This is a genomic window from Cyclobacterium sp. 10D3-21 (assembly GCF_055809755.1).
Genome location: NZ_CM147924.1, coordinates 1400607 through 1416090, shown reverse-complemented (window position 1 = coordinate 1416090; position 15484 = coordinate 1400607). Strand labels below are relative to the sequence as shown.

General features: G+C 40.6%; 8 protein-coding genes and 1 pseudogene. 2 read left to right on the top strand and 7 right to left on the bottom strand.

Annotated elements, in window-relative coordinates; genetic code table 11:
- Positions 1-1306: 1306 nt before the first annotated feature.
- Both AC0L7T_RS05935 and AC0L7T_RS05930 read right to left on the bottom strand, forming a co-directional pair.
- Complete coding sequence (locus AC0L7T_RS05935; protein ID WP_473341569.1) at positions 1307-3499, bottom strand: APC family permease; 2193 nt, start codon at positions 3497-3499, stop codon at positions 1307-1309.
- 267 nt (positions 3500-3766) lie between these two features.
- Positions 3767-5524: a DUF5060 domain-containing protein gene (locus AC0L7T_RS05930; RefSeq protein WP_473341568.1), complete on the bottom strand. Its 1758-nt coding sequence runs from the start codon at positions 5522-5524 to the stop codon at positions 3767-3769.
- 284 nt (positions 5525-5808) lie between these two features.
- Between AC0L7T_RS05930 and AC0L7T_RS05925 the strand changes: the two genes are divergently transcribed.
- Together AC0L7T_RS05925 and fdhA are read left to right on the top strand one after the other, a co-directional pair.
- Entirely contained in the window at positions 5809-7875 is a 2067-nt protein-coding gene (locus AC0L7T_RS05925) for a M13 family metallopeptidase (protein WP_473341567.1), read from the top strand.
- A gap of 876 nt (positions 7876-8751) precedes the next feature.
- Complete coding sequence (fdhA, locus tag AC0L7T_RS05920; protein ID WP_473341566.1) at positions 8752-9942, top strand: formaldehyde dehydrogenase, glutathione-independent; 1191 nt, start codon at positions 8752-8754, stop codon at positions 9940-9942.
- Between the two features lie 375 nt (positions 9943-10317).
- Here fdhA and AC0L7T_RS05915 read toward each other — a convergent pair whose 3' ends face one another.
- The 5 genes and pseudogenes from AC0L7T_RS05915 to AC0L7T_RS05895 all read right to left on the bottom strand — a co-directional run bounded on the left by AC0L7T_RS05915 (position 10318) and on the right by AC0L7T_RS05895 (position 15263).
- A complete protein-coding gene (locus AC0L7T_RS05915) occupies positions 10318-11217 on the bottom strand; it encodes an SRPBCC family protein (RefSeq protein ID WP_473341565.1) in 900 nt (299 codons plus the stop codon).
- 155 nt (positions 11218-11372) lie between these two features.
- Positions 11373-11843 (bottom strand): hypothetical protein, encoded by a 471-nt coding sequence (locus AC0L7T_RS05910; RefSeq protein WP_473341564.1) that lies wholly within the window; start codon positions 11841-11843, stop codon positions 11373-11375.
- 129 nt (positions 11844-11972) lie between these two features.
- The gene (gene cuyB / locus AC0L7T_RS05905) at positions 11973-13397 is read right to left on the bottom strand and encodes a cysteate racemase (RefSeq protein ID WP_473341563.1); all 1425 of its coding nucleotides are present in this window, start codon (positions 13395-13397) and stop codon (positions 11973-11975) included.
- Between the two features lie 1361 nt (positions 13398-14758).
- Complete coding sequence (locus AC0L7T_RS05900; RefSeq protein WP_473341562.1) at positions 14759-15022, bottom strand: type II toxin-antitoxin system RelE/ParE family toxin; 264 nt, start codon at positions 15020-15022, stop codon at positions 14759-14761.
- A pseudogene (locus AC0L7T_RS05895) lies at positions 15019-15263 on the bottom strand (type II toxin-antitoxin system ParD family antitoxin). The gene AC0L7T_RS05900 and the pseudogene AC0L7T_RS05895 overlap by 4 nt, the downstream one beginning before the upstream one ends.
- Between the last annotated feature and the right edge of the window lie 221 nt (positions 15264-15484).

Sequence of the window (15484 nt, the reverse complement as noted above, 5' to 3'; positions counted from 1 at the left end):
AGGGGGATTTATTACGCAAATATTCTAAAATCCCGGCTTCAGTTAGCATCATATCCCCCAATAATTCCCATGATCCCCTTGTCAAGGGGAAGTTGCTGAATTGGGAATTTAATGCTGATTTAGTAGCATTGAAACGGGCTGAGAAAATGAAAAATCAGCTACAAACTCGTCAGTCCTGAAAGCACAAATCCCCCTTAAAAAAGGGGGACAAAGGGGGATTTATTACGCAAACATTCTAAAATACCAGCTTGAGATAGTAGGACGTTCCCGTATTAATCCCCCTGCCCCCCTTGTCAAGGGGGAGTTGCTGAATTGGGAATTTAATGCTGAATTGGAAGGATCGAAGCCGGCTGAGGCAATGAAAAATCAGCTACAAACTCGTCAGTCCTATAAGCACAAATCCCCCTTTAAAAAGGGGGACAAAGGGGGATTTATTTAGTAATCATTTTAAAATGCCAGCTTGAGATAGTAGGACGTTCCCGTATTAATCCCCCTGGCCCCCTTGTCAAGGGGGAGTTGCTGAATTGGGAATTTAATGCTGATTTAGTGGCATTGAAACCGGCTGAGGCAATGCAAAATCAGCTACAAACTCGTCAGTCCTATAAGCACAAATCCCCCTTAAAAAAGGGGGACAAAGGGGGATTTAATACGCAAACATTCTAAAATACCAGCTTGAGATAGTAGGACGTTCCCGTATTAATCCCCCTGGCCCCCTTGTCAAGGGGGAGTTGCTGAATTGGGAATTTAATGCTGATTCAGTAGCATTGAAACGGGCTGAGAAAATGAAAAATCAGCTACGAACTCGTCAGTCCTGAAAGAACAAATCCCCCTTCTCTTAAAGGGGGACAAAGGGGGATTTATTTAGTAATCATTTTAAAATGCCAGCTTGAGATAGTAGGACGTTCCCGTATTAATCCCCCTGGCCCCCTTGTCAAGGGGGAGTTGCGGAATTGGGAATTTAATGCTGATTTAGTGGCATTGAAACAGGCTGAGGCAATGCAAAATCAGCTACAAACTCGTCAGTCCTATAAGCACAAATCCCCCTTAAAAAAGGGGGAAAAAGGGGGATTTATTACGCAAACATTCTAAAATACCAGCTTGAGATAGTAGGACGTTCCCGTATTAATCCCCCTGGCCCCATTGTCAAGGGGGAGTTGCGGAATTGGGAATTAAATACTGATTTAGTGGCATTGAAATGGATTGAGAAAATGAAAAATCAGCTACAAACTCGTCAGTCCTATATGCACAAATCCCCCTTTAAAAAGGGGGACAAAAGGGGATTTCTAACGCAAATATTCCAAAACAACTAGATCAATACTTTATCAAACTCCACTTCTTGTCCAGCCAGTACAAAGACCTTGGTAGGCAGGGATTTGGTGCGTTCCTTTAACGTTACGTAATAATCTTCAAAAGCCCCTTCTTCCTCAGGCACCGCCAAGCCCATCATGATCAGGTCGCTATCTTTTGATTCTTCAGCCATAATGTCCCAAAAAACCCTTCCATCAGCAATTAATATCTGGTAATCAAAACCAGTTCGCATGCCTTCAAATATTTTATCCAAGTTGTCTTTCGCACCACTATAAGCTTCCTTATTCGGCACTACCATTTTCACATTCACAGAAGCCTGTTGCCATTCTCTGCTGTTTTTTAACAGGTAGGCCAGAATGATCATCAGACTACCATTTTTCTTTAATCCTCCCCACCAGATATCGATGACATTCTTTTTCTTAAACCCTACATTTCCCTCATCCTGAACAATAATTACATTTTTCCGGGATTTAAAAAAGTGCCGTATCATTTCTGAATATGGGAGTAAATTCCTGTTTTCTCTGGTGTCCCCCAATAATATCGTATTGGGCACCAACTGCCCCAAACCATAGGAATTGACCATGTGCATAGCGCCGGTAAATGGATCTGAAGCCCTTACCACTTTCACCAATGCCTGCACATTTTTATTGCCCAGATAGTCCGAAATTCTATTCTCAAAATCCTTGACCTTTTCCTGGGGGACATTGGTTTCGGACACAATGGTGGTCACCGTAAACAGCGCATTTCCATTGGTAATGTCATCTGCAAGCTCAATCAAACGCCATCTTTTACCAGGGGAACCTGACAAAACAAGGATATTTGGACGCCAGCTTTTGGCATTGCCTTCTTTCTCTAGTCTGAATAAGGCATACCTTATAATGGAAGAAAACACACCCCTTCCCAAGCCACCCCATGTGGCCTCAATTTTCCTTCTCTCAAGCCATACAAAAATGATCCCTATCACCAAAAAGGCCATAAAGGTTGCCAGGGCATTGATCAATAACATCACGCCGGCACAACCAAGTGCCCCCAATAATGAGAATACCCAATGTACTTTGAATTTAGGCCTGAAGGAGGCACTACCCAAAAACCGCTCTGTGGCAGCCGTAATGTTTAAAACCGCGTAGGTAGTTAGAAAAAACATGGTGAGCACCGGAGCAATTAGGTTCAGGTTCCCAAAATATACTGTAACAAGTGTCAAGGCAATGGTAAAGAGTGTAGCTGCCCGAGGAATTTTCTCTTTGCCGTCTACCCGACTGAAAATGTTAGCCCATTTCGGTAATATTTTATCATTGGCCAGGGCCTGTAATACCCTGGGTGCTCCCAACAAACTCCCTGTTGCACTTGACAAGGTAGCCCCCCATATTCCAAGAACAATGGCTCCTCCCCATATAGCAATCTGCTGCATGATCAATGGGTTTTCGATCAGCGTAGAAGCATCTGCCCTGCTGGCCAATATTACGGGCAAAATCATGTAAATAACATAACCCACACCAATGGCCATAAAAGTACCCTTGGGTATGGATTTGGCAGGATCTTTTAAATCTCCCGACATATTCACACCTGCCATAATCCCTGTTACAGCAGGAAAGAAAATGGCGAAAACCTGCCAAAAATCAACAGATTGGGCAGCCGGAACACCCCAAAGTTCTATCTGAGAATCTTCCATGGGACTTCCTAGTGCCAATGACAATAAGGAAATGGCGATCAATCCCATGATAAAGAATTGAGACTTGATGGTGGCGGTAGTAGAGAACAAAGCCAGCCCTCCCAAAAACAATGTGGTAATAATGCCCACCCATTTCATGTCCAAAGTGGGGAATATAGCGACGACAGATTCTGAAAAACCGATCACATACAAGGAAACTGAAAATGCCTGGGCCAGGTACAATGGTATCCCAACTGCGCCTCCAATTTCCGCCCCCAATGACCTACTGATCAAAAAATAGGCGCCTCCACCTTTCACTGGCGCATTTGTAGCAATGGCCGAAATGGACAGTGAAGTCAGGAAAGTAATGGCCGTAGAGAGGGTGACGATCAATAAGGTTCCAATCAAACCCACATTTCCTACAACCCAGCCAAACCTTAGGTACATGATCACACCTAAAATCGTAAGTAAGGAAGGGGTGAAAACACCTCCAAAGGTCCCTAGTTTGGTCGAACTGCTTTTATTAAAATTTCTGATGTTCATACGAATATTCTACTTTCTAAATATTGGATTTTCAGTAGGGTTTATCATTTTAATCCAAATCCACTCTGTGTCACTCTTCCTGTTGATGCAATGACTATAAAATCTGCCAGTCCTTGATAATTCAGACCAACCCACAATTTTATCTGCTATCCATATTTTAAATTAATGGCATTACTTACCAATAAAGACCAGCATCGCTTATGGTGAATCCTATTTCAAACTCAGGTCTTTGTAAAATGAAAGGTGATTTTGGATTGAAAGCTTAATTTAATCTTTCTTCTTTTTTAACAGGACAACCCAATCTAAATCAGGTTCGCTTGGTGCTTTTCCCAGAGCGGTTTTTTCCTCACCTAAAGCCTCCTTTAAAGTTTCATTCTGGGACCAGTCTCCTGTTCGGGGATTAAACCAATGAATTTCAAACACCTCGGAAGGCAAATTGAGTTCCCCTTCCCCACCTTCTCTAAGGTAAACTACAAATACTTCCTCGTCAGCTGAGAGCACCCAGGAATTGTCATCCTCTGTAGTTATCGGGTTTAGTTGTTGAAATGGAATGCCACTCTCGGTAAAAAAGTTTTTGGCATGATTCATAATCTCATAATAGGCCTTGTATTTTCGGTAATCCTGGATCCTTAAATCCTCTCCTTTTCCAATATACACTTCCATTCCTGCAGCGCCCGCCATTAGCGGAGCCCAAAGCGAATTTTTTCTCCAGACATCCAATTCGGGATATTCAGGGCTTGTATATGGCTCGTCATAGGCAACTACCCATGGACGTCCCGCTGCAGCTGATTCCTTTCTCCAATGTAAGATACGGCCATAACCATGGTCAACATCCTGATAATTTCCTTGAAAGCTTATCCCTGTATAGGATGGGTCACCCAGCAAGTCCTCGAAAATAGCATCCGTATTAGATGGCCCATTGTGTACGACGATTAATTCATCATAAGGCAGCAAATTACTAAGGTAAGCTGCAAATTGTTTTCTTTGGTCGGTGGTAATAGATTTTCCATAGGTCGGATCTTTTTCCCAGCCGTTTTCCTCTCCTATATTCCAGGTAACCGCATTAAGGTAGCCAAATCTTGCTGCCAACTCCCTATAAAAGATCTTTCTACTGTTTGCAAAATCGCCTCCCTCTTTGTGTTCAAAATAAGATTGGTTCTCTTGTTCTGACAGTACAAACTGAGCCATCATACCTTCTTGCATCATGTAATCAAAAAGCACTTGCCATTGGTCAAGTTTAGAAACATCGTATAGATAATAATCGTCTTTTCCTTTCCAGGGAAAGGCTGCCTTGCCATCACCATAAGCATTCATTAATAAAAAATAATGCGAATTGATTCCTTGGCCTTTCAGGTAATTGATCACCCCTACTATTCCTTTCCCTTTATCTCCCTGCCATAAAAGGTCGCCCGCTTTCCAATCGCCTATATGATCCTTATACTCTCTTTCAGAATCGGTGCCGTCAAAACCTTTGTATTGAAGCAACACTTCTGGGGCGTTGGCTCCCATTTTAAAAAAATAATCACCATTGGTAAATTGAAGGAAAGGCTCCCCTATGTATTGCAACTTTCCTTTGCCAAGAAACCCAGTTTGGGATTCATCTGCTGGTGTCACCATAAAATCTCCCTTTTGCCCATCAAAGGCCAAACTTGACCCTTCGGTGTTTCCGGAAGCGAGCGCAATATTATCCCCCTCTAAAAAACTGACTTCATACTCCCATTTGCCCTCTTTAAGGGGCAACAAATGTGCTCTCCAGATATTCCCACTTTCAGCAGCCGTTTCTCCGGCATTTCCATCTGCAGCAAAATAGCCTGGAACATCAATACGATTACCATCTGGATCTGTAAAGTGCATTTCCATTCTATAATTTAGAAATGTCGCTTTGTCTTCCGCAAGTGCCGGGCCTTCCCAGGAAAAGGTCATTTTCTGGTAAGCCTGATTATTGCCGGAAATCATTGGTTTCTGCCCACAAGAGCTTAGCAGAAAACCTATGATAAATAAACACATCAATGATAAGTAACGCATAAAATCAGATTTAATGGTTGGAATTAGCACTAAATATAGGAAAAGCAGGGACTAATTCATAAAGTGTTTTCTGCTTAAAAAGAAAAGCAGAATAACCCAGGCTTGAAACCTATAGCAAATGAATATGCGCATCATCAGAGAAAGTGAATGAAAGCAAGAAAACCGACAAAGGCCGAGCAATTAACAGGTTTTTAGCCCTGAAAAAGCCACAACTTTATGGATTGATAAATCGTGTATCTTTGTTAATAGGAAATAAATAAAAGTGCTATAAACCAATTGGAGACATGAAAAACCTTAGCCAAATAACAGCGGTGACGATGTTGGCCTTTTTTACAACAACGGCCTTTTCACAAGCGCAAGAAACAAATGCCGCAAAAACCCAAGCGATCAACACAAGCTACATGGATACTACCATTCGGCCACAGGATGACTTTTTCCAGTATGTCAATGGAAGCTGGCTGGCTACAACTGAAATACCTGCAGACCAAGGTAGATGGGGCAGCTTTTTGGAATTGAGAGAATTAAGTATTTCCGGTGTAAAGCAGGTAATGGAAGCTGCCAAAGCCAATGTCACTGAATACCCCAAAGGTTCTGACCAATACAAAGCCATAGCCTTTTATACCATTGGGATGGATTCTGTCTTGGCAGAAAAAAGGGGACATGAGGCATTGCTCCCCTGGTTTGATCAAGTCAATCAGATAAAATCCAAGGGGGATTTACAATCCTTTTTGGAGAAAATCTACCCTGCTGGTGTAAATCCTTTTTTCAATATTTATGTAAGTACAGATGCAAAAGACTCTGACAAAAACACCCTCTATATAAGTCAAGGTGGACTTGGATTGCCTGATAGAGATTATTATGTGGATGACAGCAACGAAAAATTCAAAGAAATCAAGGCCAAATATGAGACCCATATTTCCAAAGTTTTTCAAATGCTTGGCAGTTCGGAGGAAGAAGCGGAAAAATTAGCTTCAGACGTGTTATTGCTTGAAACAAAGCTTGCAGAAGCCAGCAAGACAAGGATAGAAATGCGTGATTCTGAGGGCAGGTACAATAAATACTCCCTGGAAGAACTCCAGAAAGCCACTCCTTCATTGGATTGGTCCATTCTTACCAAGGCACTTGGGGCCAACACCGATGAGGTCATTATCAGCACCCCTGATTTTATGTTGGCCCTGGAAGAAGTATTTAGCGATTCCAATCCAAAAATGTGGCAAAACTATTTGAAATGGCACCTGGTTCGAATGGCTTCACCCTACCTCAACCATGACTTGGTGAAAGCAAATTTTAATTTTTATGGCAAAGTGCTACAGGGCACTGAGGAAATGAGAGCTCGCTGGAAAAGAGTATTGAGCAGTGCGGAAGGTGCCGCTGGCGAAGCCATTGGTAAATTGTATACGGAAGAATTTTTCCCAGAGGAGGCCAAAGAAAAAGCCAATGAAATGGTCAGCAATATTTTGGAAGCCATGGGCAATAGAATCCAACAACTGGACTGGATGAGCGAAGAAACCAAAGCAAAAGCCATAGACAAGCTGGCAACTTTCACCGTGAAAATCGGCTATCCTGACACCTGGAAAAGTTATGCGGCCCTGGAGGTGGATGATAACCCGGAAACAGCCTCTTACCTGGGCAATGTGATTGCCGCCAACAAATTTCAGTTCCGAAAAAACATAGCTAAACTGGACAAGGAAGTGGACCGTTCTGAATGGTTTATGACTCCTCAAACGGTAAATGCCTATTACAACCCTACTTACAATGAAATCGTATTTCCTGCAGCCATTCTTCAGCCCCCATTCTACAATTACAAGGCAGATGCGGCTGTAAATTACGGGGGAATAGGTGCCGTTATAGGGCATGAAATCTCACATGGTTTTGATGACCAGGGAAGCCGTTACAGTCCAGAGGGAAATCTGGAAAACTGGTGGAAAGACGAAGACCTTGAAAACTTCCAACAAAGAACTGGGCAGCTGGTCGCACAATATGACAAATACGAACCACTAGAAGGGCTAAATGTAAAAGGACAGCTTACGCTGGGTGAAAACATAGGTGACCTGGGTGGCGTATTGGTGGCCTATGATGGACTTCAAAAGCACTTGGAAGAACATGGTAATCCTGGAGAAATTGATGGCTTTACTCCCGAGCAAAGGTTTTTCCTTTCATGGGCAACCGTTTGGCGCACCAAAAGCCGGGAAGAAGCACTCCGAACTCAAATCCAAAACGATCCCCATTCACCAGCCCAATACCGCGCAAATGGCCCATTGGTCAATGTGGATGCCTTCTATGAAGCTTTTGACGTAGAGGAAGGGGATAATATGTATGTAGCTCCAAATGAAAGGGTTAGAATCTGGTAAGCTAAAACACTTTCTCGTTAACAATCAAATAAGGTCCTGTTGTAGAACAGGGCCTTTTTGTTTTTATAATGATCAAATTCCTATTAAACAATCGGCATTCCGAGAACTAACATTTTCGAAATGCGGCAATCCAGATGTCAATATCCAATGCCGCACCCAAGTTGGGTGCAATCTTTGTAGCCCTGGGTAAGTCGACATAGGAGGCGCGACCCAGGGTCTAAATGAGTTGGCATTTTTAGGGCATTAGCCTCCAGGAAGTTCGACATTGAAACCGCTTTTCGCTAATGCCATTGGCCCCTTATCCGAGAATTTTAATATCTGTCATTGGTAAACTTTACAGGGGCTGTGCGTAGAGAAAGCCGAAGGAATCTCCAACAAATTGAGACTGCCGCACCCTTGCCCAGCTCTAAAACCCACAAAAAAAGGGCTCGCAGTGACGTTACAGTTGATGATTGGACGATCGCATTTTCACAAAGCATCCGTCATTCCGAGGTTTAGGGAAGGTTTTTGTGCGGAGAAAACCGAAGGAATCCCCTGCAACAAGGGACAGCCACACCCTTTCCCAACTCCGCAACCCACAAATAAGGGCTCGCTGTGACGGGTTAACCTTTTTAAAAGAAAATCATAACTCAAACCTCCTAAGTAAAAGTAAATTCCAAATGATAAGGCATTGATTTTATGTAAATTCCCACTCCAATACTTTTCCAACCCGCCTTAAAAGGAACAGATTAATCGGCTAAATAAGTCTTTGGTTACTTATTCGGGAGGATTTTCCCAAAAAATAGTTAAATCAATATACTTTATAGGATTTTTTAACTAATTTCTAATCGGAAATAGTAATGATTAAAAGCAATTTTCAACTAAACCCAAAATAATATGTGTAAAAACCACGGTGTGGCTTATTTAGAACCCGGTAAGGTAGAGGTTCAGGAAATCGATTACCCTAAATTGGCCTTAGGCAACAGAAAATGTGAACATGGTGTCATTTTAAAAATTGTATCAACCAATATTTGTGGCAGTGACCAGCACATGGTAAGGGGGCGCACCACGGCTCCAAAAGGACTAATTCTGGGTCATGAAATCACCGGAATTGTAATTGAAGCAGGCAGAGATGTGGAATTCATCAAAGAAGGAGATCTCGTATCCGTTCCTTTCAATATTGCCTGTGGAAGGTGTAGAAACTGTAAAGAACAAAAAACAGGCATTTGTCTTAATGTAAACCCTGCCCGACCAGGCGCAGCTTATGGCTATGTGGACATGGGTGGATGGGTTGGTGGTCAATCTGAGTATGTAATGGTTCCTTATGCGGATTTCAATTTATTGAAATTCCCAGACAAGGACCAGGCCATGGACAAGATCAGAGACCTTACCCTACTTTCAGATATCTTCCCTACAGGATTTCATGGAGCCGTAACAGCAGGCGTTGGGCCAGGATCCATCGTATATGTTGCAGGCGCAGGCCCGGTTGGCTTGGCATGTGCAGCTTCTTGTCACTTATTGGGAGCAGCAGTAGTGATCGTGGGAGACATGATTCCCGAGCGACTTGCACAAGCCAAGAGCTTCGGTTGCGAAACAATTGACCTTAGGGACAAAACGCCACTTGCAGATGCCATCGCCGAAATAACAGGTGAACCTGAAGTAGATTGTGCAGTGGACTGTGTAGGCTTTGAAGCCAAAGGCCATGGTGGAGATGCTGACAAAGAAATGCCAGCTACGGTATTGAATGCCGCCATGGACATCACCAGAGCAGGAGGAAGCATCGGTATCCCCGGTTTGTATGTAACGGGTGACCCAGGGGCTTCAACCGAAGCAGCTAAAAAAGGAAGTCTAAGCATTCGTTTAGGACTGGGATGGGCCAAATCATGCAGTTTTCATACGGGACAGTGCCCGGTAATGAAATACCATCGCCAGCTTATGAATGCCATCTTGTACGATAAAATTCAGATTGCAAAAGCGGTCAATGTGCAGATCATTACATTGCAGGAATCTGTTCAAGGGTACAAAGATTTTGACGGAGGTGCCGCCAAAAAATTCGTAATTGATCCTCACGGAATGATTCCAAATTAATTCCGTCAGTTAGAAATATCCTCCCAAAAAGCCCCCGAAACTTAATTTCGGGGGCTTTAATTTTATCTGCCAAAATGGATATTTGCTCTATTCTTGGTTTTGTTGGTTGATTATATCCGATAATGGACAGGAAGGTTAATGTCCTGATTTACCAATGCTATTCCCCAAATGCACTTTGAATTAAACTTCCATAAACCTATACCCAATGGAAAATAGTTGCGCTACATAAGGAGCTATCATTCCCAAAAAAAATCCTAATATCCAAACCCCTTACTATGATGCAATAAAAGTGCAGCCTGATCTTGGCCCCTGAGCATGGTCCCTGAGCATGGTCCCTAAGCCTGTCGAAGGGTGCCGAAGGGTCAGAATGCTTGGTTATTGCCAACTGTATTTTATTTTTAAATCTTTTTTCAAGTTCCTGAATACATATTCGTGTTCTTGTTCAATTCCGATTTTTTCCAAAGGTCTCCAATAAAATCTTGGATACAGTTCGGAAGTATAAGTCGTTATTCTTGTCATTTTTGTCAGTCCGTTCTCTAATTCGTCAAAAAGATAGATGGCTTCTTTAAAGCCGAGCCATTTCCTGCCTGTTAGTTGATAATCGATTACGTCCATTTTCAAAATTTTGCCTTTGTCAAGCTCGGTTATCTTTTCAACTATTTGCCCGCCTTGAAAGTAGCATATCCTTATTCCACCAACTTTTTCTTCTTCAAGCACGCATTTTTGTGGGATTGGCAAGTCAAGTTTCATCAAGAAAGGTTTTTCAGCATCAAGTGTGTCAACTGACTTTATTGTCTCATAAACTTGAATGGGAGAATAAGGAAGAATTATCTCCGATTTAACTTCAATTATAAATTGCTCATTTTTTGTCAGTTCCGTTTCTATGAATGCTAAAGTCAGGAAGAGGCAAAATGGTAAAAGTGAGCTTTTAATCAAGTTGTCTTGCTTTTCTGTGTTGCGGTACTTCTTAATCAAGAACTTTAATAATGCTCCAAGAGCAATAGCAATCATTATCAAAGGCATTGCCATTATAATACATACCATCCCTTCAAGTCCTCCAGCTAAAAGTAAAATAAAGAAAATGGCAAGAGAAATAATCAGTCCCCACAAGCTGATCGTCTTAATCGTCGATTTTCCGAGGATGTATCCGAGTGCAAATGGCAAGAACACAAAGAATGACAATCCATATCCAATTAGTTCGTAATGAAGCAATGCAAAACCTAAAGACAAAAATGTCAGACTAATCATTATCGATATGACGAAATCTTTTTTCATATGGTTGTTAATGGCGTTTATAAGCTTTCTGGCTAGATTTCAAGTTCACTAACTTATCAGACGAGACCATCGCTATTTGACAAGAAAAATTCCTGGGACAAGCTGTTAAAACAACTGAAAAGTAGCTAACTATGGTCTGTCGTTGTTTTTTATTTTTACTCAATTTTTTCATCAGTAAGAGGATCTCTTAGTTCTGGTTCATCCGATGATGTCTTTTTAAAGAAACCATTTGCATCTACCGCATGTCCGAACCCGCAACCAAAATTGTAATCATCTGTTTTTTCTTTAACAGTCACACCTTCGTTCGTGAAGACAAATGTTATTTTACAACTAACATCGAGTTCAGGGTCAGTATAAATTGCATTGCTTAGTTGATAATCTAAAGTATCGATGAAAGAACCTGAATTATAACTTGGAGCTCCTTTGTTAATCATGAAAGTCATAACAATTAACTTTTCATTCAATGGTTTAACTTGTATTTGTCCAAAGTAGCCATAGATATCATCTCCGTCCTTTCTGGTTTTGCTTACAAGATCATAAGTACCTGAAGGGTCAATATACTTGTCTTGAAGAGTAAAACAGGTAACGAAAACCCAAGTTGCCAATATGATAAAAGTCTGTTTCAAAAATTTTTATTTAATGCACGCCAACGTCCATGTGTTGATATTTTAACTACTAAATTGAGTATATACGCACTATATCAGGCTATTTCGGTCATTATTTCTGTTAAATTAAGCTGGTAATTGCAGGTGTTTTCACAGGTTCGAGGTAGCTAAACTCACTATTCTCTTGGCTAAAATTAAAGTAGGGTCTACAAGCTCAACTGATATTTTGCTATCTGTAATCTCCTTATTTTGAGGGAACAGAAGTGGCAATTCAGTACAGCCTAAAACAATTACCTGAGCCTCTTTTTCAATAAGGTGCTTCACTCCATTCAGAATTTGCTCTTTGCAAAGTCCATCTGTATAGCCTGCTTTTACACCTAATTCCCCATATATGCTTTCCATCACATCCTTTTGATGTGTTTCATCTGGAATAACAACCTGCAGCCCAAAATGGGTAAGTACATTGAGATAAACTTTACTTTGAATAGTGCCACTTGTAGCCAATACCCCTACTTTGCTGCCCTTTCCAAAATTTCTTACAATATACTCCGCTGTAGTTGTTATCATATTAACAATCGGCACATTAAGGTGTTCTTGTATTTCTTTTACAAAAGCATGTGCGGTATTGCAAGGTATTGCTATTGCATTAGAACCCGCGGCTTCTAATTTTTTGCATGTTGAAAATAACGCAATGGTTGGGTCTGTTTCATTTAGAATCAAATTGGCTGTTCTATCAGGAATTTGAGGGTTTTGTTCAACTATCATTTTTATATGGTCCTGATCCTTCTTCGCTGGTGTATTTTGAATGATTTTATTCATAAAGTCCACCGTTGCAGAAGGGCCAACTCCTCCAACAATACCAAGTTTAAAAGGCTTAGGCTGTGGAACATCCCCTGTTGCCAGTGCATAATCTGCATAGACCTCATTAACGTCTATAATAGAAATTCCCCTTGTCCAAAGCTGGTTTACCAATAGGGAGATTTCGGTTATACAAGGTAAAATCACTTCACAACCTTCTGCTTTTAGCGCTATACAAGCCTTGTATACATACTCTAGGGGCAAACCGTCTAAGTAGCCATTTTTTATACCCAATTCACCATATATCGCACGCATTAACTGGGTTTGATTGGTGGGAAACACCAATTCATAGTCTTGAAAATATTTCTTTAATAGGGATGATTCTTTCACAAAACTAGATGTAAGCACGCCTATTTTAGTCCCCTTCTCAAAATTCAAACTTAGATAATTGGCTATAGCGTCAAAAATATTTACAATAGATATGGATGTTTCCTTTTGTAGTTCATCTATAAATGAATGACTTGCAAAACATGGCAGTAAAATTTTAGACACATTTTTTTGCTCAAAGTTTTTGCATAAAGTGTAGGTGTAGAACTTTCTTGATTTAATGTCCTGCTCCTCAAATAAAGCAGATTCAATCTGACTGTAGGGTTGCTGTTCAAAAATGAAATGGTAGTGCTTTTGATTTTTTAAAGCTGATTTGTTCTTCAAAAGTTTAAAAAATAAATCTGCACCAGACAAAGCTCCCAAGCCACCAATTACTGCAATTTTATCCATTTCCTGTTAAATAATTTCCTAGCATTCGCATTCCCTGCAACACCTGTATATACCGATTTTTCAACCTTAAAGTTGGGGAAATTCGTACTTTAAACCAGACGCTTACTGCTTATTTTTCATTATCAAATTAAGAGCCTTCGACAAGGAACCCAGTGCAAATACTGAAATTTTAACGGAAACCATCAATAGTGGGTTAAGAAATAAAAAAAAGCGGCATTTATTCAAATTAGTTTTCCACCTTGAATCCCAAAACCCCATAGGGGTACCATTTTTGTAGCCAAGGCTGTGAAGCCTTGGTCAAAACGATAAGCACAACCCGATTTTGGCGGTATTGTTGCTTTTTTTCCTGCAACAATCCTGACAAAATCATTTAATGTGTATTTCCTGAACCACGGTTACAACGTTGTTATATTTTGCCATGTCGGCTTGTTTTTTTATTTTTATTTTGATCCCTGAAAGGGTGATATCTACCAGCGCTGGGTGAAGCCCATCGTTAAAAAGCATACGATTTTACAAGCCCTAACAGGAAAATGGCACTCACACCATAGGTACTTCACCCTTTCAGGGATTGGTTATATCATTGAATCCTTAACACAGGGCTTCACCCTGTGCTTTGATATATCGCCCTTTCAGGGCTTGAGTACTTTAAAATACCCAATAAACTTTCTTCCTGTATTCAATATTTCCGTAGAATCTGAAAAGATATAAATATCAAAACCATGGGTGCGTGCAAATGGTAAGAAAAAAGTAAGATACGATTTTGGCATTATTGTAGCTTTTTTCCCCACCACAATGCTGACAAAATCACTATCTAGGTTTCATTTCTAAACGGTGTTGGTATTCCATTTCCAATGTTATCGCTTGACATTACTCCCTATGGTAATATTAACGGCAAAGCCTAACGAATCCCAAAACCCCAAAGGGGTGACATTTTTGTAGCCAAGGCTGTAAAGCCTTGGTTAAAACGATAAGCACAACCCGATTTTGGCGGTATTGTTGCTTTTTTTCTGCAACAATGCTGACAAAATCACACCCTAAGTTTCATTTCTAAACGGTATTGGTATTCCATTTCCAATGTTATCGTATGACATTATTGCCTATGGTAATATTGGCAAAGCCTAACAAATCCCAAAAACCCCATAGGGGTGACATTTTTGTAGCCAAGGTTGTAAAGCCTTGGTTAAAACGATAAGCACAACCCGATTTTGGCGGTATTGTTGCTTTTTTTTCTGCAACAATGCTGACAAAATCACACCCTCAGCGAAGAGGATAAGAGTAGTAGGGATGAAGGTGCTACAGCTTCTCTATTGTTATGTGGACTCCTTTTTTCATCCTATTCTATTCGGAATATCCATTCTTTCCTATACGATTCGGTCAATTTTTAGAAGTTCCCCATCTACTTGATAGACGATGAAATGAGCATTAATTTTAATCATTCTGTGGTTAGGTTTTATGCTGAAAATTTGCCTTCCAAGTTCCGGGTTATTACAAACGTTATTGATTTGAGTCATTATTTGCTTGACATAATTATCCGCTTGTTTTAAAGACCAGTTTGTAAATGTATATTCCCAAATGTTTTCTAAATCATTAATTGCTAACCTACTTAATTGGAATTCCAATTTCATTTCGAATGTTTTGCATGCATTCTTTCTAAAAATTCTTTGGGATCAAAATCAGTGATATAGCCACTATTTTCTCCTGCTTCAATTGCGTTTCTTAAAGCAGTTATTTTTTGCTCTTCTTCATCAATTTTTCGTAATCCTGCTCTAATTACTTCACTCGCCGATGCATACCTTCCGAAGCAATACTTTTTTCTATTATGGTTTCAAAGTGCTCACCTAAAGTAATTGAAGTATTTTTTGCCATTTCCTATTGTTTTATTATTCAATATACCAATTATTGGTATTGATGTCAACATTGTCATGTCATTTTTCAATGATAGGCATATAGGTAAGAGTTCTTGAATTTCTAGATTCCAAAAACCCCAAAGGGGTGCCACTTTTGTAGCCAAGGCTGTGAAGCCTTGGTCAAAACGATAGGTATAACCCGATTTTGGCGGTATTGTTGCTTTTTTTCTGCAACAATGC

Excerpts from the sequence above, each read along its gene's own strand:
- AC0L7T_RS05935 (WP_473341569.1), bottom strand. The coding sequence starts at position 3,499 with ATGAACATCAGAAATTTTAATAAAAGCAGTTCGACCAAACTAGGGACC.
- AC0L7T_RS05930 (WP_473341568.1), bottom strand. The coding sequence starts at position 5,524 with ATGCGTTACTTATCATTGATGTGTTTATTTATCATAGGTTTTCTGCTA.
- AC0L7T_RS05925 (WP_473341567.1), top strand. The coding sequence starts at position 5,809 with ATGAAAAACCTTAGCCAAATAACAGCGGTGACGATGTTGGCCTTTTTT.
- fdhA (WP_473341566.1), top strand. The coding sequence starts at position 8,752 with ATGTGTAAAAACCACGGTGTGGCTTATTTAGAACCCGGTAAGGTAGAG.
- AC0L7T_RS05915 (WP_473341565.1), bottom strand. The coding sequence starts at position 11,217 with ATGAAAAAAGATTTCGTCATATCGATAATGATTAGTCTGACATTTTTG.
- cuyB (WP_473341563.1), bottom strand. The coding sequence starts at position 13,397 with ATGGATAAAATTGCAGTAATTGGTGGCTTGGGAGCTTTGTCTGGTGCA.
- AC0L7T_RS05900 (WP_473341562.1), bottom strand. The coding sequence starts at position 15,022 with ATGAAATTGGAATTCCAATTAAGTAGGTTAGCAATTAATGATTTAGAA.